This is a genomic window from Pseudomonas sp. T8, assembly GCF_024610635.1.
In the GTDB taxonomy this organism is placed as follows: domain Bacteria; phylum Pseudomonadota; class Gammaproteobacteria; order Pseudomonadales; family Pseudomonadaceae; genus Aquipseudomonas; species Aquipseudomonas chlororaphis_I.
Window position 1 is genome coordinate 3,293,867 of the sequence record NZ_CP102374.1, and the last position, 19,907, is coordinate 3,313,773.

Annotated in this window: 12 protein-coding genes and 1 pseudogene; 3 read left to right on the plus strand and 10 right to left on the minus strand. The window is 65.1% G+C overall.

Translation table 11 applies throughout. The annotated features are described in order from the left end of the window. Nucleotides 1-152 precede the first annotated feature (152 nt). Nucleotides 153-2,681: a sulfite reductase flavoprotein subunit alpha gene (locus NRG23_RS14850; RefSeq protein ID WP_257374948.1), complete on the plus strand. Its 2,529-nt coding sequence runs from the start codon at nucleotides 153-155 to the stop codon at nucleotides 2,679-2,681. A gap of 116 nt (nucleotides 2,682-2,797) precedes the next feature. On the opposite strand, the gene NRG23_RS14855 is transcribed toward NRG23_RS14850, so the two are convergent. The 5 genes from NRG23_RS14855 to ptsP all read right to left on the minus strand — a co-directional run bounded on the left by NRG23_RS14855 (nucleotide 2,798) and on the right by ptsP (nucleotide 11,687). Next, nucleotides 2,798-4,339, minus strand: a complete 1,542-nt coding sequence (locus NRG23_RS14855) for an alkaline phosphatase (protein ID WP_016701677.1) — start codon at nucleotides 4,337-4,339, stop codon at nucleotides 2,798-2,800. 609 nt (nucleotides 4,340-4,948) lie between these two features. Then, nucleotides 4,949-5,278 (minus strand): DUF6124 family protein, encoded by a 330-nt coding sequence (locus NRG23_RS14860; protein WP_029525918.1) that lies wholly within the window; start codon nucleotides 5,276-5,278, stop codon nucleotides 4,949-4,951. 852 nt (nucleotides 5,279-6,130) lie between these two features. After that, a complete protein-coding gene (locus NRG23_RS14865) occupies nucleotides 6,131-7,873 on the minus strand; it encodes a PTS fructose-like transporter subunit IIB (protein ID WP_009046948.1) in 1,743 nt (580 codons plus the stop codon). An 11-nt stretch (nucleotides 7,874-7,884) separates the two neighbouring features. Then, the gene (gene pfkB, locus NRG23_RS14870) at nucleotides 7,885-8,826 is read right to left on the minus strand and encodes a 1-phosphofructokinase (RefSeq protein WP_124301135.1); all 942 of its coding nucleotides are present in this window, start codon (nucleotides 8,824-8,826) and stop codon (nucleotides 7,885-7,887) included. Next, nucleotides 8,826-11,687, minus strand: a complete 2,862-nt coding sequence (gene ptsP / locus NRG23_RS14875; RefSeq protein ID WP_101281801.1) for a phosphoenolpyruvate--protein phosphotransferase — start codon at nucleotides 11,685-11,687, stop codon at nucleotides 8,826-8,828. Before ptsP ends, pfkB begins: the two co-directional genes overlap by 1 nt. A gap of 296 nt (nucleotides 11,688-11,983) precedes the next feature. Here ptsP and cra point away from each other — a divergent pair, with 296 nt between their 5' ends. Both cra and NRG23_RS14885 read left to right on the plus strand, forming a co-directional pair. Further along, the gene (cra, locus tag NRG23_RS14880; protein ID WP_257374951.1) at nucleotides 11,984-12,979 is read left to right on the plus strand and encodes a catabolite repressor/activator; all 996 of its coding nucleotides are present in this window, start codon (nucleotides 11,984-11,986) and stop codon (nucleotides 12,977-12,979) included. 2 nt (nucleotides 12,980-12,981) lie between these two features. Then, the gene (locus tag NRG23_RS14885; protein WP_110176761.1) at nucleotides 12,982-13,770 is read left to right on the plus strand and encodes a TatD family hydrolase; all 789 of its coding nucleotides are present in this window, start codon (nucleotides 12,982-12,984) and stop codon (nucleotides 13,768-13,770) included. Nucleotide 13,771: 1 nt separating this feature from the next. On the opposite strand, the gene NRG23_RS32830 is transcribed toward NRG23_RS14885, so the two are convergent. From NRG23_RS32830 to NRG23_RS14905, 5 genes and pseudogenes are all read right to left on the minus strand, one after another. After that, complete coding sequence (locus NRG23_RS32830) at nucleotides 13,772-14,701, minus strand: methyl-accepting chemotaxis protein (RefSeq protein ID WP_371923114.1); 930 nt, start codon at nucleotides 14,699-14,701, stop codon at nucleotides 13,772-13,774. Further along, nucleotides 14,678-15,769: pseudogene (locus NRG23_RS32835) on the minus strand (methyl-accepting chemotaxis protein); the annotation flags it as partial. The pseudogene NRG23_RS32835 and the gene NRG23_RS32830, both read right to left, overlap by 24 nt. A 238-nt stretch (nucleotides 15,770-16,007) precedes the next feature. Further along, nucleotides 16,008-16,844, minus strand: coding sequence for a regulatory signaling modulator protein AmpE (gene ampE / locus NRG23_RS14895; RefSeq protein WP_009046942.1), 837 nt, complete (start codon nucleotides 16,842-16,844; stop codon nucleotides 16,008-16,010). After that, nucleotides 16,841-17,401: a 1,6-anhydro-N-acetylmuramyl-L-alanine amidase AmpD gene (gene ampD, locus NRG23_RS14900; protein ID WP_007922273.1), complete on the minus strand. Its 561-nt coding sequence runs from the start codon at nucleotides 17,399-17,401 to the stop codon at nucleotides 16,841-16,843. Before ampD ends, ampE begins: the two co-directional genes overlap by 4 nt. 62 nt (nucleotides 17,402-17,463) lie before the next feature. Beyond that, nucleotides 17,464-19,668, minus strand: coding sequence for a DUF1631 domain-containing protein (locus NRG23_RS14905; protein ID WP_257374953.1), 2,205 nt, complete (start codon nucleotides 19,666-19,668; stop codon nucleotides 17,464-17,466). Nucleotides 19,669-19,907: the final 239 nt, after the last annotated feature.

The following is a 19,907-nucleotide window of genomic DNA, read 5'->3' on the forward strand; positions in this document are numbered from 1 at the left end:
GGCCTATCGCAGCCTTCGGCAGCGGCTACACCCACGCAAGCCCCATCCACTTCGGTGAGTGGGGCTTTTGTGCGTAAGAAAGAATGTTTCTCGACAACTCACGGCATAATGCGCGCCGTGCACAGACTTACAGAACCAACGAGGCGGTCGATGTGTTGAAGAAAACCCTGTTCCAGTTGCACTGGTTTTTCGGCATCAGCGCCGGCCTGGTCCTGGCCTTGATGGGCATTACCGGAGCGACCGTGTCGTTCCAGGATGAAATCCTGCGTGCCCTCAACCCCTCCACACTGCTGGTGGAAAAACAGCCGGCTGGCGTCCTGCCACCCGCCGAGCTGGTGGAAAAAATCCAGGCTGCCTCGGGCAAGACCGTGTCGATGCTCACCGTGGAAGCCGACAGCGGCAATGCCGCCCGCGTCTGGTTCACCCCGCCGCCGGGCCAGCGCCGCGGCGAAATGCGCTATTTCGACCCCTACACCGGCGCATTCATGGGCGCCGCCCTGGGCCAGGACTTCTTCGGCCTGATGCTTCAGCTGCACCGTTTCCTGGCCATGGGCGACAGCGGCCGGCAGATCACCGGCGCCTGCACCCTGATCCTGATCTTCTTCTGCCTGTCCGGCCTGTACCTGCGCTGGCCGCGCCAGGTGGCGAGCTGGCGCGCCTGGCTGACCCTGGACTGGGCGAAAAAAGGCCGTGGCTTCAACTGGGACCTGCACGCCGTGGCCGGGACCTGGTGCCTGCTGTTTTATCTACTGGCGGCACTGACTGGCTTGTCCTGGTCCTACGAGTGGTACAACAAGGGCCTGAACAAACTGCTGGCCGACTCGCCACAGGGCCAGCGCATGAAGGGCGGCCGGGGCGCGCCGCCCCAGGGCCCGGCGCCGACCGCCGACTACAACGCCATGTGGCTGGGCATCTACAGCACCGCCGGCAAGGACCTGAGTTCCTACAACATCCGCATGCCCGCGGTGGCCGGCAAGCCGGCGACCGTGTTCTATCTGCTCAAGCACTCGCCCCACGACCGCGCGCTGAACCAGATCACTATCGACCCGAACAGCGGCGTGGTCAGCCGCCATGACCGCTACAGCGACAAGAGCCTCAAGGCCCAGTTGCTGACCAGCATCTATGCCCTGCACGTGGGCAGCTACTTCGGCATCGTCGGGCGCATCCTGGTGACTATCGCTTCGCTGACCATGCCGCTGTTCTTTATCACCGGCTGGCTGCTGTACCTGGATCGCCGGCGCAAGAAACGCCAGATCAAGGACGCGCGCCAGGGCCTGAGCGCCGACACCGGCGATGCCTCGGCCTGGCTGATCGGCTTCGCCAGCCAGAGCGGTTTCGCCGAACAACTGGCCTGGCAGACTGCCGGACAATTGCAGGCCGCCGGCGTACCGGCCAGGGTCCAGCCGCTGGCCAGCGTCAGCGAGCAAGACCTGCTGAATACCCAGAACGCATTGTTCGTGGTCAGCACCTTCGGCGACGGCGAAGCGCCGGACAGCGCCCGGGGCTTCGAGCGCAAGGTGCTGAGCCGCGCCTTGTCCCTGGACGACCTCAAGTACGCCGTACTGGGCCTGGGTGACCGGCAATACCCGCACTTCTGCGGCTTTGCCAAGCGCCTGCATGGCTGGCTGGCCGAGCATGGCGGCAACACCCTGTTCGCCCCGGTGGAAGTCGACAGCGGCGACAGCTACGCCCTGCGCCACTGGCAACAGCAACTGGGCCAGTTGATCGGCCAGGCGCCAGTAGACCTGTGGCAGGCCCCCGCCTATGACAACTGGACCCTGAACCAACGCCTGCTGCTCAACCCCGACAGCAGCGGCTCCGGCGTCTACCTGCTGGGCCTCACCCCACCACAACCGAGCAGTTGGCTGGCCGGCGACCTGGTGGAAGTGCTGCCGCGCAACTGCGCATGGGCCATCGAGTTCTTCCTCGACGGCCTGGGCCTGGACGGCAGCGCCACGGTGCAGCTCGACGGCCTGACGGAAACCCTGACCCAGGCCCTGGCCAGCCGCCAGCTCCCGGAAAACCGTGCCCATCTGGTGGGCCTGCACGCCCAGGCACTGGTGGATGCCCTGGTGCCGCTGGCGATGCGCGAATACTCCATCGCCTCGCTGGCCAGCGACGGCCAACTGGAACTGCTGGTACGCCAGGAACGCCACCCCGACGGCAGCCTGGGCATCGGCTCCGGCTGGCTTACCGAGCACGCGCCGGTCGGCTCCAGCATCAGCCTGCGGGTGCGGCGCAACAGCGGCTTCCATCTGCCGGCCGAACCTTGCCCGCTGATCCTGCTGGGCAACGGCACGGGCCTGGCCGGCTTGCGCAGCCTGCTCAAGGCACGCATCGCCGAGGGCCAGCAAGACAACTGGCTGATCTTCGGCGAACGCAACGTTGAGCATGATTTCTACTGCAAGGACGAGCTGCAGGAATGGCTGACCGCCGGCGACCTGCGCCGCCTGGACCTGGCCTTCTCCCGCGATCAGGCCGAGAAGATCTACGTCCAGGATCGCCTGCGCCAACAGGCCGAACGCCTCAAGCAATGGCTGGCCGACGGCGCCTCGATCTACATCTGCGGCAGCCTGCAAGGCATGGCCTCGGGAGTGGATCAGGTGCTCAACGAGGTGCTGGGCGCCGAGGTCGTCGAGCGCCTGATCGAGCAAGGCCGCTATCGCCGCGACGTCTACTGACCCACTGATGCTTCTGTAGGAGCGAGGCTTGCCCGCGATGAACGATAACGCGGTGTTTCAGACACACCGCGTCGCGCCCATCGCGGGCAAGCCTCGCTCCTACAGATGCAGTCGTATCAAACCGGCTGCAACTTGCGCTCGAACACCGCCACCCCGTCCAGGTCCCGCAGGATCACCTTCAACTCCCCGCTCTGCCCTTCGATCTGCACTTCGCCGAAGAACTGGAAGCCGGCGAACGGCGAGGTGTTCTGCGCCGGTGGCGCCTTCTGGAACACCACCTCCGGGCCGAAGGTCTTGTCCAGCGCGTTGGGCCCGAAACTGCCGGCATTCAAAGGCCCGGCGACGAATTCCCAGAACGGCTCGAAATCCTGGAACGCCGCGCGGTCCGGGTGATAGTGGTGCGCCGCGCAGTAATGCACGTCCGCCGTCAGCCACACATGGTTGCGCACCTTGTGCTTGCGCAGGAACGCCAGCAGCTCGGCGATCTCCAGCTCGCGGCCCTGGGCCGGGCCCGGGTCGCCGTTGGCGATTGCCTCCCAGCGCGGCACGCCGGGGCTGACCTCGCCGTCCGGCACGCCGAGGCCGATAGGCATGTCGGCCGCCACCACCTTCCACTGCGCCTTGGAGTGCTTGAGCCCTTGCTTGAGCCAATCCAACTGTTCGCGGCCGAGGAACGGCTTGGCCGCGCCGAGATTGTCGTCGTTGCCGCCGCGATAGCTGCGCATGTCCAGCACGAACACATCCAGCAGCGGCCCGTAGCTCAGCTTGCGATAGATCCGCCCGCCCTGGTCGGCGCTCTGCAAGCGCATCGGCGCGTATTCCAGCCAGGCCTGCCGCGCACGGCCCACCAGGGTGTGGATATCTTTAGTGGTGTAACGCTCATCCAGCACCTTGCTCGGCGACCAGTTGTTGACCACCTCATGGTCGTCCCACTGCCAGATCTGCGGCACCTCGGCGTTGAAGCGCCGCACATTCTCGTCCAGCAGGTTGTAGCGGTAGTTGCCGCGGTATTCGTCGAGGGTCTCGGCGACCTTGCTCTTGGCCTCGGTGGTGATATTGCGCCACACCCGGCCGTTCTCGGTGGTCAGCTGCGCCGGCACCGGGCCATCGGCGTAAATGGTGTCGCCGCTGTGGATAAAAAAGTCCGGCAGGCGCCGGCGCATGGCCTCGTAGATGCGCATGCCGCCGATGTCCGGGTTGATGCCGAAGCCCTGGCCGACGGTGTCGCCGCTCCACACAAAGCGGATATCGCGACGGGTCTGCGGCACGCTGCGCAAATGGCCGAACCAGGGCTTGCTGCGCACGCCGGTCTGGGCGTCCTCGAAATACACCCGATAAAAAATCGCCTGGTCGGTGGGCAGCCCGCCCAACTCGACCCGCGCCGTGAAGTCGGTGCGGGCATCGACCAGGGGTGAGACAAACTTGCGCGGGTTGCTGAACAGGCTGCGGGTATCCCACTCCACCACCATCCGCGCCGGCCGGTCGGTACGGCTCCAGACCATCGCCCGATCGCCGAGCAGATCCCCGGACTGCACGCCATCGACCATCTTCGGCCGGTCCTTGCCCGAGGCAATCACCGCCGGCGCCAACCCCGGCAGCAACAGCCCTGCCCCCGCCACCTGAATCAAACGCCGCCGACCGAGAGTGAAATCGCTCATGGTTGCTCCCTGACCTAATGTCAAAAGCAAACCTTAGCCAGTGTGGATGAACTGCGTATGACAAACCCCACACCCCGCCTCTACTGTAGGAGCGAGCTTGCTCGCGATGGCCGTCAACGATAACGCCACCTGTCTGATGAACTGCGGTGTTACAGCCGAGCATTGCGAGTCATGGAATAACTAAACGATTGAGGATGGCAGCTGGACGCGGGTTAGCAGACCGGGGCTCAGGAGCCCGGCGCACCCGAGGGTGCCCCACGTTCAGCCGCCAGAACAGAATCCGACTAAAGCCAATCACTGAAAAACCAGAGACAAACCCGAGGCTAGACAGCACCTTTCCCAGGCGCAAGTGGCCCAGCGTTTCTCGGAAAGGCCTTACACAAGAAAGTGAAGAGCCGCACTTTCAAACAGCGTCCTACAAGGTCCAACGCGTCATCCGAACGATCTGCTCGCGAGCAAGCTCGCTCCTACAAAAGGCCCCGATATACCCACGGTCCCTGTAGCCGCTGCCGAGCCCGCGAGGCTGCGATAGGACCGAAGGTCCTCCTGCAATCTCAAGATCCCGCGCCCTCTTCAAAATCGATCGCAGCCTGCGGCAGTCATTTTAGATCAAAGACGATTGCCATCGAGCAAGGCATCCACCACACCACGCGCCATCTCCACGGAATGCACCAGCGACCAGATCAGGCCACGCTCGATACCGCTGGCGTGCTCGGTGATCTCGTCGGAAACCTCCTCGGCGGACTTGAGCAGCATGGAAACGTGAAGCAACGCCTCTTCGGCGCTGATGCCGGGGCGGACGGTGAAGGGAGAATCGCCAATGGTAGCGCTGGCTGTTTCTTTAAGCGCTTTAAGCACCGAGCGGTTGGCTTCATCGTATTTGAAATCGCCCAATCGACGAGCGCGAGAAACATGGGGGATGGAACTTGGACTTTTCATGGTGCTCCTCCTAATAAATGGAGTCGCCATGACTCATCAGAACAACTGAAATACCGACTGATGAACACGGGACCGAAATCCCCTGACCCGGGCTGCTAGACCCGATCACCGAAAAAGTCGGTGACGAACCCGAGGCTAGACAGCGCCCTTCCCAGACGCAAGCGGCCCGGAGTTTCTCGGAAAAGCCTTACAAAGGAAAGCGAAGTGCCTCACTTTCAGACAGCGTCTTACACGACAAAACTGTCATCCGCAGAACCTGATACACACGATCCCTGTAGCCGCTGCCGCAGGTTGCGATAGGACCGAAGGTCCTCCAGCGGTCTCAAGATCCTGCGCCCCCTTCGGGGTCGATCGCAGCCTCGCAAGCTCGGCAGCGGCTACAGGGTTTCGCGCCGACCGGCAGGTCGCGCCCAGCTTTGGCTTTTGATCTTGATCTACCCGCCCCATCGGGAGGCCGAGTGGAGGTGTTCATCAGGGGGATGGCGCGCAGCGCCCCTCGACGCAGTCGAGGACATCGAATGGAGGTCGAAGCGAAGCCGACCGGAGTCGATGCCCCCTGATGGACGCCGGAGCGAGGGAACCTGAGCGCAGCGAAGGCCGTACGCAGGGGCAAGCGTTTTTTGGTTACTTTTTGCTGGGCCGGCATTCCGGCGTTTGAAAAAAAGTGACCCGCCGTAAGGGCGGAACCATAAGCGGCCGTGACCGCAGGAATGGATATGTACCCCGTCCAAAAAATGCAGCGCCAGTACGGACGCTATCGCGGGCAAGCCTCGCTCCTACAGGGTCAGCGATCAGCAGAAACAACGATGGCGCCACTGAGGGCGCCATCGAGGTAAACCGCAAACACAAAGGTCAGGCCTTGACCGGCTCCAGCGCCAGCTCGGTCGCCTCCGGCCGCTTCACCACCGCATACACCACCGCCGTCAACAAACTCCCCGCCACAATCGCCAGCAAATACAACAACGCATGGTTGATCGCATTCGGAATCAGCATCACAAACAACCCACCATGGGGCGCCATCAGTTTGCAGCCGAAATACATCGACAGCGCCCCGGTCAGCGCGCCGCCGGCGATGCTCGCCGGGATCACCCGCAACGGGTCCTTGGCGGCGAACGGAATCGCCCCTTCGGAGATAAAGCACAGCCCCAGCACCAGCGCCGCCTTGCCCGCTTCCCGCTCGCTCTGGGCAAATTTGCGCCGGGCGATAAAGGTCGCGATGCCCAGGCCGATCGGCGGCACCATGCCGGCGGCCATGGTCGCCGCCATCGGGGCATAACTCTGCGACGCCAGCAGCCCCACGGAGAAGGCATAGGCCGCCTTGTTGATCGGCCCGCCGAGGTCGACGCACATCATGCCGCCGAGCAACACCCCCAGCAGGATCGCGTTGGTGGTGCCCATGCTGTCGAGGAAATGGGTCAGGCCAGCGAGCATCCCGGCCACCGGCTTGCCCACCACATAAATCATCACCAGGCCGGTGAACAGGCTGGCCAGCAACGGAATGATCAGGATCGGCTTCAAGGCCTCCAGGCTCTGCGGCAAGCGCGCGTATTTGCTGATGGCTTTGGCCGCATAACCGGCGATGAAACCGGCAATGATCCCGCCGATAAACCCTGCCCCCAACGTGCTGGCAAGCATGCCGCCGATCATCCCCGGCGCCAGGCCCGGCCGGTCGGCGATGGAGTAGGCGATATAGCCGGCCAGCAGCGGCACCATCAGCTTGAACGCGGTGTCGCCGCCGATCTGCATCAGCGCGGCGGCCAGGGTGCCTTCCTCCTTGAACGCGGTGATACCGAAGACGAAGGACAAGGCAATCATCAAACCGCCCGCCACCACCATCGGCAGCATGAACGACACACCGGTCAGCAGGTGCTTGTAGACCCCGGTTTTCTCCTGCTTGGCCGGGGCCGCGGCGGCGCCTGCCGCTGCCGACTCCACCTGCCCCTCGGCCAGGGCCTTGTTCAGGGTTGCCTCGGATTGCTTGAGGGCGATGCCGGTGCCGCAGCGGTAGATCTTCTTGCCGGCGAAGCGCTCGGTGGGCACTTCGATGTCCGCCGCCAGCAGCACCACGTCCGCCGCGGCGATGGCCTCGGCGCTCAACGGGTTGCGCGCACCGACCGAGCCCTGGGTTTCCACTTGCAGCTCATACCCCAAGCGTTTGGCGGTCTGCTGCAAGGCTTCGGCCGCCATAAAGGTGTGGGCCACGCCGGTCGGGCACGCGGTGACCGCCACCAGCCGGGGCGCGCTTTTGCTGGCCGGCGCCGGCTCGGCCACGGCTGCGGCCGCGACATACACCTGGGCCTCCTCGGCGCCGCGCCGCAGCACTCCGTCGACGTCCTGCAGGGCCACGGAGGGCGAGCTCTGGAACACCCGCTTGCCGACAAACCGCGACATGTCCAAGGGCCCGGTGCTGACCACCAGCACCCATTCGGCCGCTTCAAGGGTGGCGGACGACAACTGCCGTTCCGGGTGCGCCTCGTCATGCACTTCGACGCTGGTGCTCCAGCCCTGGCGCTGGGCCGCGGCGTCCAGCAACCGGGCGCACAGCACACTGGTGACCATGCCGTTCGGGCAGGCGGTAACAATGGCTAACTTCATGACCAACCCTCTTATTGTTCTATGAGGGGATGAACGCGCACCCCCTGTTCAAGCTGTGCCAACTGCGCGGCATCGGTGATGCCGAAACCGATCTGGGTCACGGCCATGGCGGCGATGGCCGTGGCGGTGCGCAGGGTCTGTTCGAAAGCGTGGGCGCTGAGCAGGCCGTGGAGCATGCCGGCCAGCAACGAGTCGCCGGCACCGACGGTGCTAGCCACGCTGACCTTGGGCGGCAGCGCCTGCAGGGCCGGCGCGGCACTGAACCAGTTCACGCCTTCGGCGCCATGGGAAATCACCACATGCTCGACGCCCTGGGCGTGCAGGCGCCTGGCGGCTTCGGCCTGGGTCGCCAGCGACAGCACCGGGCTGTCCAGGGCCTCGGCCAGCTCCTCGGTATTGGGCTTGACCAGCCAGGGCCCGGCGGCCAGGCCAGCACGCAGGGCTTCGCCGCTGGTGTCCAGCGCCACTTTCAGCCCCAGCGCCTTGAGGCGGGTCAGCAAGGTGTGCAGCCATTGCGGGCTGACGCCGCGCGGCAGGCTGCCGGCCACCACCACCGCGTCATGCCCCGGGGCGATCTGTTCCAGACGTGCGAGCAAGGCCTGTTGCGCCGCTTCGTCGACCTCCGGGCCGGGGCCGTTGAGATCGGTGATGCGCCCGTCCTGCTCGGCCAGCTTGATGTTGCTGCGGGTCTCCCCAGGCACACGGATAAAGGCGTCGACAAAACCGCGGCGGGCGAACAACGCCTCGAACGCCTGGGGATTGTCTTCACCGAGGAAGCCGCTGACGGTCAGTTGATGGCCAAGGTCGGCCAGCACCTGGGCCACGTTCACGCCCTTGCCGGCGGCGTGGGTGTGCATGGCTTCGCTGCGGTTGACCTGCCCCGGTTCCAGGCGCGCCAGCTGGACGGTGAGGTCCAGCGCCGGGTTCAGGGTCAGGGTAAGAATCTTTGCCATTACATGGCCTCCACAAGGGCGCGTACATCGTTCGCGCTGCCGACGGCCAGGGCCTGCTCCGCAAGGGTTTGTGCCTGGGTCAGGCTGAGCTCGCGAATGCGTGCCTTGACCTCGGCGATGCTGCGTCCGGAGACGCTCAGTTCGTCCACACCCAGGCCGACCAGCACCGGCACCGCCAGCGGATCGGCCGCCAGCTCACCGCACACACCGACCCACTTGCCGTGGGCATGGGCCGCTCGCACGGTGATGTCGATCAGTTGCAGCACCGCCGGGTGCAGGCCGTCGGCCTGGGCCGACAGGGTCGGGTGACCACGGTCGATGGCCAGGGTGTATTGGGTCAGGTCGTTGGTGCCGACGCTGAAGAAGTCCACTTCCTTGGCCAGCACCGGCGCCAGCAAGGCGGCGGACGGCACTTCGATCATGATCCCCAGTTGCAGGTCGGCTACCGGGATTTCCTGGCGCAGGCGCTCGGTCATGTCGCGGGCGGCACGCCATTCATCGACGCTGCCGACCATGGGGAACATGATCCGCAGCGGGCGGTTGTCCGCCGAGCGCAGCAAGGCGCGCAGCTGGGCTTCCATGATCTGCGGGCGTTGCAGGGTCAGGCGAATGCCGCGCACGCCGAGGAAGGGGTTTTCTTCCTTGGCGATCGGCCAGTACGGCAGCGGCTTGTCGCCGCCGACATCCAGGGTACGCACCACCAGCGGCCGCCCGGCCAGGCCATCGAGCACGCGGCGGTATTCGGCTTCCTGGGTGGCTTCGTCCGGCGCTTGCGGATGGGCCATGAAAATCAGTTCGGTGCGCAGCAGGCCGATGCCTTCGGCGCCGTTTTCCACGGCGCTGGCCACCCCGGCGCTTTCGCCGATGTTGGCGAAGACTTCGACGTGATGGCCGTCGGTGGTGTGCGCCAGTTGATGGCGTTGTTCGGCGGCGGCCTTGAGCCGTTGTTCGCGGGTGTCGCGCTCTTCGGTGGCCCGTTGCAGGGTGCCGGCATCGGCATCCACATGCAGGCGACCGCGCTGGCCATCGAGCAGCAGCGGCGTGCCCGGCTTGAGCAGTAACACGCCGGCACCGGCACCGACCAGCGCCGGAATCCCCAGGGCGCGGGCGACGATCGCGCTGTGGGCGGTGGCGCCACCACGGGCGGTGAGAATGCCGGCGACCCGCGCCGGATCGAGGCGCGCCACGTCCGACGGGCCGACTTCATCCATCACCAGGATGTAGGGTTCATCTGGCTCAGTCGGAGTTTCAATGCCACACAACTGCGCCAGCACCCGCCGGCCGATGTCCCGCAGGTCGGCGGCGCGCTCGGCCAGCAGCGCGTCGTGCAAGGCTTCCTGCTGCCGGGCGGCGGCTTCGATCACGGTCATCCAGGCCGCTTCGGCGCTTTCGCCCTGCTTGAGGCGGGTGTCGACTTCGTCGGTCAGTTCCGGGTCGTCGAGCATTTCCTGGTGGGTCACGAAGATCTCGCGAATGGCCTTGGCCTTGCTGCGCTGGATCAGGCCGTCGATGTCATGCCGGACCTCGGCCAGGGCTCCTTGCAGGCGCTCGCGCTCGATGGCGGTGGATTCGCCGCGCAGCGGGTAATCGAACGGCTGGATCACCTGGATATGCGCCGGGCCGATGGCGATGCCGGGAGCCGCCGGGATGGCCTGGACCAGGCTGCCGGAAGCCGGTGCGCTGATGGGCACCTCGACTTCTTCCGGCACTTCCTGGGGCGCGCTGGCTTCCGGAACCGGCTCGACTTCTTCCCCCAGCCCTTCGGCGATGGCCGCCAGCAGGGCTGGCAGGGCGTCGGCGGCGATGTTCGGCTCGGCAATCAGCTCCAGGGTCTGGCCACGACGGGCGCCGAGGCTCAGCAACTTGCTCAGGCTCTTCACCGAGACGGCGGAACCCGGCGCGTCGAGGATGCGCACACGGACCTCGCCCTCGAAGCTTTTCGCCAGCTGCGCGAGGATCTTCGCCGGGCGTGCATGCAAGCCGTGGGCGTTGGCCAGGACGATGCGCGCGCTCGGCCAGTCGGCCGGCAGTTCGCCGCCCAGCACTTCCAATACCGCGCGGCTGCTGGTAGCCCGGCCCAGTTCATGGCCGCGGCCTTCGATCAGCAGTGCGCACAGGCGTTCCAGCAGGGCCTGATGGGCCTCGCCCAGGCTGGCCAGGCAGAACAGCCCGGCCAATGGCTGGCCGAGGTAGCGAATCGGTTTGTCCGGGGTGACGAAGGCCAGGCCCGGGCGCTTGACGGTCTGCTCGCTGTGCAGCCACCACAGGCCATCGCCCAGGGGCAGCGCTTCGACCTGTTGCAGCACGGCGGCAAAACCGTTGCTGACGCAGTCGGCCTGGCGCAGCAGACGGGCGCCGCGCCACACCAGTTCTTCGAAATCCTCAGCCGCCACGCCCAGGCCGATCATCTGCGCATCCAGCGCCAGTTCCTGCGGCGCGCCTTGCAGCAGTTTCAGCAGGGCTTCCGGCGAGCTGGCGCGGCGCAGGGCCTGGCCCAGGTCGGTCTCGCCGAGGGCGCGGGTCAAGAGTTGCAGCAGGCGCAGGTGTTCGTCGGATTTGGCGGCGATGCCGATCGCCAGGTAGACGATCTGGCCATCGCCCCAGTCCACGCCCTCGGGGAACTGCAACAGACGCACGCCGGTGGCGAACACCTGGTCGCGGGTTTCCGGGGTGCCGTGGGGGATGGCAATACCTTGACCGAGAAAGGTCGAGCCCTGGGCTTCGCGGGCCTGCAGGCCGGCCAGGTAACCTTCGGCGACCAGGCCGTCGGCCACCAGTTTGTCGGCGAGCAGGTGCAGTGCAGCGGACTTATCCACAGCCGACTGGCCCATGGATATCTGCTCAATAGTGAGCTCGAGCATGCTTTCTCCTATTTAGCGCCGGGGCGCTAGGTATTGTTTTGAGTGAATCAGTCAGGCGGCTTTAATGCCACAAACGGGACCGCCGGCTTGGCAAGGCCCTGTTCCCGTCTGCCCATACCCCTAGAAAATACGCGTGCTGAAACGTTTAATCTAGAATATTGGGCACGTTACTCGATAATCTTCCATCCTTGAAGCCCTACCTGTCGGCTGCATGTTCCGACATTGGTCGCCTGCCTATATCGGTTAGGATTGGCGAAAATGTCGGGGCAAGCTCCAGAAAACAAGGAAAACCCGGGTTGAAACTCAGTGATATCGCCAGACTGGCCGGTGTGTCCGTCACCACCGCCAGCTACGTCATCAACGGCAAGGCCGAACAGCAACGTATCAGCAACGCGACCGTCGAACGGGTCCGGGCGGTGGTCGAGGAACATGGCTTCACGCCCAACCCTCAGGCCGCCGGGCTGCGCAGCCGGCGGACCCGGACCCTGGGTTTCATCCTGCCAGACCTGGAAAACCCCAGTTACGCGCGCATTGCCAAGCTGCTTGAGCAAGGCGCCCGCGCCCGTGGCTACCAGCTGCTGATCGCCAGCTCCGACGATGCCCCGGACAGCGAGCGGCAGCTGCTGCAACTGTTCCGCGCGCGCCGCTGCGACGCGCTGTTCGTCGCCAGCTGCCTGCCGCCCGAGGATGACACCTATCGCCTGTTGCAGGCCCAGGGCCTGCCGATCATCGCCATCGACCGGGTGATGGAGCCGGAGTTTTTCTGCTCGGTGATCAGCGACGATCAACAAGCCAGCCTGCACCTGACCCGCAGCCTGTTGCAGCCCCAGCCGCGGCAGATCGCCCTGATCGGCGCCCGCCCCGAGCTGGGCATCAGCCAGAAACGCGCCGCCGGCTTCAAGCAGGCGCTGGAAGGTTTCGACGGCCAGGTGCTGATCGAACAGGGCGAAGCCTTCAGCCGCGACTGCGGTCGCCAGCTGATGGAAGCGTTGCTGGAGCGCCTGGGCCACCTGCCGGATGCCCTGGTGACCACCTCCTATGTGCTGCTGCAAGGGGTATTCGACGCGCTGCACGACTTCCCGCTCAAGTCGCGCCCGCTGCGCCTGGGCACCTTCGGCGATACCCAGTTGCTGGACTTCCTGCCGCTGCCGGTGAACGCCATGGCCCAGCAGCACCAGCTGATTGCCGACAAGGCCCTGCAACTGGCCCTGGCCGCCATTGAAGAAGCCCATTACCAACCCGGCGTGAACGCCATCGCCCGGACCTTCAAGCAGCGCATTCACGAGGCTTGACCGTGGAGCTGATCGACAGCCACACCCATCTGGATTTTCCGGATTTCGACGCGGATCGCCAGGCGCTGCTGGCGGCCAGCCGCGCCCGCGGCGTGCGGCGGATGGTGGTGCTGGGAGTCTATCAGCGCAATTGGCAGCGACTGTGGGAATTGGTGCAGAGCGATGCCGACCTGCATGCCGCCTTCGGCCTGCACCCAGTCTATCTCGACGAGCACAGCCCGGCCGACCTGCGTGAACTGGGCGACTGGCTGACCCGCCTGGCGGGCCATCCGCAGTTGTGCGCGGTGGGTGAGTTCGGCCTGGATTATTTTCTCGAACAGCTGGATCGCCAGCGCCAGCAGCAGTTGTTCGAAGCGCAACTGCAACTGGCCGCGGACTTCCAGCTACCGGCCTTGCTCCATGTACGGCGCAGCCATGCCGCGGTGATTGCCACCCTCAAGCGCTTCAAGCTCAAGCGCGCCGGCATCATCCACGCCTTCGCCGGCAGCCGCGAAGAAGCCCGCGAATACCTCAAGCTGGGGTTCAAGCTGGGCTTGGGGGGCGCCGCGACCTGGCCCCAGGCGCTGCGCCTGCGCAAGGTCATCGCCGACTTGCCGCTGGACGCGGTGGTGCTGGAAACCGACTCGCCGGACATGGCGCCCGCCATGTACCCCAACCAGCGCAACAGCCCGCAACACCTGCCGGAGATCTGTGCGGCCCTGGCCGAGATCATGGCCGTCAACCCCGAACAGCTGGCGGCGGCCAGTACCGCCAACGCCTGCGCGCTGTTCGGCTGGCCCCACAACGCCTGAATCAGACCCTGAATGCGCTGATCAACTGCTTCAACTGCACCACCTGCGCCGACAGCTGGCGGCTGGCGTTTTCGGTCTGGTACGCGCCTTCGGCGGTGCGCTCGCCGGCGCGGTTGATCTCGACGATGTTCTGATCGATGTCGTGGGCCACCGCGGTCTGCTGCTCTACCGCCGCGGCGATCTGCTGGTTCTGGTCGACGATCATGCCCACCGCGCCGAGGATGTTCTCCAGCGCCTGCTGGACCTTTTCCGATTGCCCGACCGTGCCATTGGCCATCTGATGGCTGATGCCCATGGCCTTGACCGCCGCCCCCACGCCGCCGTGGAGCTTGACGATCATCTGCTCGATTTCCTCGGTCGATTGCTGGGTGCGCTTGGCCAGGGTCCGCACTTCGTCGGCCACCACCGCGAAGCCCCGCCCCTGCTCGCCAGCGCGGGCCGCTTCGATGGCGGCGTTGAGCGCCAGCAGGTTGGTCTGTTCGGCGATGCTCTTGATCACCTCCAGCACCCGGCTGATGGCCTGGCTGTCGCTGGCCAGTTGATTGATCACCAGCACCGACTGGTCGATCTCGCTGGCCAGTTGGGCAATGCTGCCTTGCTGGGATTCCACCAGCCCGCGCCCGCTGATGGTCTCGTCGTTGACGCTGTGGGCGCTGCTGACCGCCGCGGCGGCGCTACGCGCGACTTCCTGGGACGTGGCGGACATCTGGTTCATCGCCGTCGCCACCTGTTCGATCTGGCTGCGCTGCCCGGCGACCGCCTGGTTGCTCTGGGCCGACACGGCTTCCACCTGCCCGGCCTGGCGTTCGACCTCGCCGACGGTCTTGCCCACCAGCTCGATCAGGTCGTGGATCTTCGCCACGGTGCCGTTGAACACCGTGCCCAACTCTCCCAGCTCGTCGCGGCTCTGGGCATTGAAGGTGACGGTCATGTCACCGGCCGCCACCTTGTCCATCATCGCGCCCAGACGCTTGAGGGTGGTGCGGGTCGAGACGTAGAACGCGCCATAGAGATAGAAGATCAGCAGGAACACCGCCGCCAGCGCCACCACCAGCAGCACCATCTGCGTACGGTTCTGCCCCAGCCGCTGCTGCAGCTCCTCGCCGAGAAACTTCAGGGTCGCCTCGTTGAGCTGGTAGGTCTGCGCCATCAGCCCGCTGACCTGGTCATAAAAGCCCTGCCAGGGCGCGTCCAGGGTATCGGCCATCACCACCTGTTCTTCGAACAGCTCGCTGGCTTGCTTGAGGCTGCCTTTGCTGGCGCTGGCCAGGGCGTCCAGCGCGCCTTGGGCGGCCTTGCTCGAGCCCAGCGCATCCTGCAGTTTCAGGCCGTATTCGGCCTGGAGTTTCTCAATCTGCACCAGCAACTCGTCGAAGCGGGTGCTGGCGGATGAGTTGAGAAAGCCCTGGCCCAGGGAATACGCGCCCATCGCCCGCCCTTCGCCAAGAATCTGCGTGACCTGCGGCGTGACGCTGGTCACCAGCTCGCTCAACTGCCGCACATCGCTCTGGGTATCGCGGCTCAGGCCGGACTGGCTGGCGATGATCTGGCTGAAAATCTGCGCACTGCCCAAGAGCTTGCCGATCAGCGCGCTTTTGCTTTGCAGCGAGCTTTCCGCCTGCTGCGCCTTGAAGGCGGCGATCATTTCATCGCGCTTGCCGTCGAACACGCCGATCTGCTCAGGGTCCACGGTGACGGCGGCCAGGCCCTGCAAGCGTTCGAGCACGGACTTTTCCAGGGCGACTATCTTGCTCTCGATATCCCCGGCCTTGCCGGACTGCCCCAGGGTCGCGTTGATCTGCACCAGGTTGTTCAGGGTTTCCAGGTCGCGGCGCAGGGTCAGGCTGCTGCCCAGCAGGTCCAGGCTTTGCAGCTCGACCTGGGTGCCCTGGAATTCACGGTAGGAATCGCGCACCAGATAGAAGTTGGTGACCAGCATCGGCAGAAAAAACAGCACGCTGATCAGGCTGAACTTCATGCCGAAGCTCAGGCGGTTCATCAGGGCAATGGCGGGATAGAGCAAGCTCTTCACAAGAAGTCTCCCTTTTTGCTTTTATTTTTATTGGCAGGTACGCGAAGACGGCAGATAGCCACTATTTGGCGCTGCTTCTGTATAGCTCAAATCGGCAAAAGGGTTTGTAACTTAAGGTTAACCGCGGGGACGGCGGACAGAAGGAAGGCTTTATCTGCGCTGGCAAGACCGGAGAGGCTCGCCAGCGCTCACTCGCGGCTCGCCGTCAGGGCAGCACGGTCCACAGGGCGAAAGCGGCGTACCAGAGCACCGCGGCCCGCAGCAACAACTCCCAGATCCGGTCCAGGCTGAGAATGCCGTCCGGCCCGGTGATCGGTGCGGGGATTTCCGCGGCGACCAGGCCGACCTTTTCCACCAGCTGCGCGGCGCTGATGTTCCAGTTCAGCAGTTCGTGGAGCATCACGCGGCTGACCGCGACGAAGTTGCCCACCAGGGCGAAGCTGGCCGCCAGCAGGCGTACCGGCAACCAGTCGAAGGCATGCCGCAGCTGCCCGGCGCGCTCGGCGACCGCCGGGTTCTTGCTGTGCTCGGCGGCCAGCGCCAGCAGGCGATAACTCAATGCGGCCACCGGGCCCAGCAGGAAGTACCAGAAGATCACCGCGAAAAAGCTCTGGTAGGCCTGCCACAGCAGGTGCCCCTGAACCTGCCCGAGCAACTGCTCGCCACTGTCGGCGCAGATGTCCAGGTCGCGCTTGGCGACGTGCGCCGCGGCTTGCAGGTCCTCGCGGCGCCAGGCATCGCGAAACGGCCCGAGTTCGCCCAGCAGGTCGCCCCGCCCCAGGCTGTAGATCACCACCAGCAGATGCACCGGCAACGCCAGCAGGCCGTAGGCCAGCGGCTCCAGGACCAGCAACAGCAACCCCAGCACCATTGCCGGCAACAGCACCAGCAGGGCCAGCACCCACCAGGGACGCTTGGCCAGACGCGGGCTGGCCTCTTGCCGGAACAGCTGGCGCAACCACGGCTCGTCATGCTGAACGCGCTGGCGCAAGGCCGAGAACTTCTCGATCCAGACCGCCAGCAACAACACCAGAAAACTCATTGTCCTTCCCCTTCGTTCAGGGCCGCGCGATAGCGTACCCAGTCGAATCCGGGCCCCGGATCGGTCTTGCGCCCCGGAGCGATATCGCTGTGCCCACAAATCCGCTGTGGGGTGATGGCCTTGAAGGCCTGCTGCAACTGCCGGGTCAAGGCAATCAGCGCGTCGTACTGGGCATCGGTGAACGGCAACTCGTCGGTACCTTCCAGTTCGATCCCCAGGGAGAAATCATTGCAGCTTTCGCGCCCGTCGAACCACGACACGCCGGCGTGCCAGGCGCGGTCCAGACAGGAGACAAACTGAGTGACGGTTCCGTCACGTTCGATCAGGAAATGCGCGGACACGCGCAGGTCGGCGATCCCGGCAAAATAGGGATGCTCTGTGACATCAAGACGGTTCTGGAAGAATTCCTGCACCTTGCCCGTCGCGAACTGGGCCGGCGGCAGGCTGATGTTATGGATCACCAGCAGGGAGATTTCATCCGCGGGGCGTGCGTTGAAATTGGGTGACGGGCAATGGCGAACGCCGTGACACCAGCCGCTTGCGGGGTCCAACTGCATACCGATTCCTTCAACGAAGCCTGTGACGGCTCAGTATGCCGCGTTCCGCGCCCAGGTTGCGATCACTTGCCGCGATTGAGTCGCTGCAAACTGCCAATCACCGACTCCAGCGCCCGGTCGAACAGCAAGGTGTCGTCCAGCTGACGCACGGCCCCGCGCTGAAACTCCAGGGCCAGGCCGACCCGGGTGCGCTCCAGCACCTTCATGCCGGTGCGGTTGACGAAGATGTACTTGTCGCCGGGTTGCACGATGGCCGCCAGCTTGCAGCGCACGCTGTTGTCCTCGTCCTCGAGGAATTCGACCCAGGCCCCCAGCCGCAGCTGTTCGACCCGTAGCAACCCGGGATCGTTGGGCGCCAGCGCCAGGGGCGCGGCCTCCAGCGGGCCCTCTTCAGCGCTGGGCAGGACGATGTGTTCCTCGACCGCGACCATCGCCGGCTGCTCGTCCGCCACGCCCGGCCGATGCTGCCCGGCGCTCTCGCCGAAGCCCTCGAATACCTGCAAGTGCAGGGCTTCCAGCTGGCTGAAGAACTCGCTGGTGGCGAATGGATCGAACGCCGCGCTGTTCAAGCCATCGCGCAGCGCCTTGAGCAGGTCGGGCACCAGCGCCAGCAACTGCATGGCCGCATCCGGGTCGGTGTGGCGCTGCACGCTCCAGATCAGTTGCTCCATGGTCTGCAACCCCTCGCGCCATTCGCTGGAGTGCTCGCCATGCTTGAGACAGGTCAGCAGCAGGACCTTGCTCCAGGCCTGTTGCACGAACTCGACAACCGTCAGGGGCAGGACCTTGCCCAGCAGCCCCTCGTTCAACGCCTGCTCGACGCGACGCCGCGCCAGTTCGGCCTTGGCCCGCCCCTCTTCGGCGTCACGGGTGCGCTGCTCCAGCAGCTCGCTGCGGCGCCGCTCGTCGCTGGTGAAGGCGAGAAACTCGGCGAGCAGCTCGGAAAAGATCGCTGGGTCGTCGACAAAATCGCTCAACAGCCGCTGCACCACCTGTTCGATGCGCAGGTACAGGCTGTCGCGCTGATAATCGTCGCAGCTGCCCCAGCCCATGGCCGCCGCGGCGATTTCGTTGAGCAGGCGGCGGGCGGGATGGCTGCTGCGGCTGAAGAAACTCTTGTCCAGCACCGCGACCTTGAGCATGGGGATCTGCAAGCGGCCGATCAGGGTCTTCAAGGATTCCGGCAGGTTGCGATCGGCCAGGATGAACTCGAAGAGCATGGCCACCAGGTTGATCACATCCTCGTCGGCCACTCCGACCACCCGCGACTTGCCGCTTTTCACGCTGACCCGGGTCAGCAACTGTTCCAAGTGGTTGCGCAGGTCGAAATCGTCCTGGGTGCCAGCCGGCACGTAGTGCTGCAGGTGAGACAGCAGGCGCAGCAGGTCGCGGGTGGAAATGGGCTGGGTTTCGGCGCTCGCCTCCAGGGTCGGCACCACGCTGCCGCGGACATGCAACAGCAGCTCCTGCAAGGCGGCGAACACTTCCTGAACGCTCTCGTCCATCTGCGCCACGCCGGGCTCGGGCGTGGCCTGGATACTCGCGGCCGCCTGGTCGAGGGCCCGGCGCGCCGGCGCCGGCTTGAGCTCCGGCAACACCCCAGTGGCGGCCAACAGCTGATTGGCTTCGGCGTACAGCTGGTCGGCCTCGCTGAGCACATAACGCTCGAACAGCTTGAGAATGATCAGCTTGACCTTGATCTCCACCCCCAGGCTGCGCCCGGATTCGAGGAAGTACTCGCAGAGCATGGCCGGGCCCAGGGGGTTGCTGCGGTCATCCAGGTGCTTGCCCAGCAGCACGTTCAGGCGCGCGGTGAGCTGGCCAAGGGCAAAACCGTCACGGTTGCCCGCCTTGGCGACCATCGCCTCGAGGGCCACGGTGCGCTCCAGGTCGTCACGGCAGGTATCGGCGGGTGGAACGTAGGCGACGGCCTGGGCGATCGCCGGCGCGGGGTCGTACTGGACCAGTCCGACAAAGGCCTCGAAGAGTTTTTCCAGGAAGCCGCGCTCGATGCTTTTGCGTTTCAGGCGCAGGTCGCGCATGGCTTCGAAAAAGGTGTTCTGGTCGACATTGTTCTGGGCCCGGTCGGCCATTTCGAACAAGGTGTCGTCGGCGTTATCGAACAGTTCCTGCAGGCCATGGCGCAGTTGCTGGGCGGCCTTGTCACGGACCTGAAGCAGAATCACAGGCAGGCGGGCGAGCGGCGAGGCGTTCGCCTGATCCGTAGCGGCCTTGTGCAAAGGCACTACATTCCCGTCGTTGTGCATCCAAGCCTCCTGAAAGGTGTTTCTCTGCCGCGCAATGAAAGGTCGGTCGACGCTCACAGTCGAGTCCCAGCGGGCATCGATACGCACCGCTGCATTTCAAATAGTGGGGAGCCAAACAGACGTCAAAGCTATGACGTCAATTAGAAGTCGGATTATCTGGCAAAAGCCCCTTCTTGTGCCAGCAGACTCTGCGCGGGCTTTGAAATAGCGCTCATATAGCGACCGCCCTTTCCGGCAAA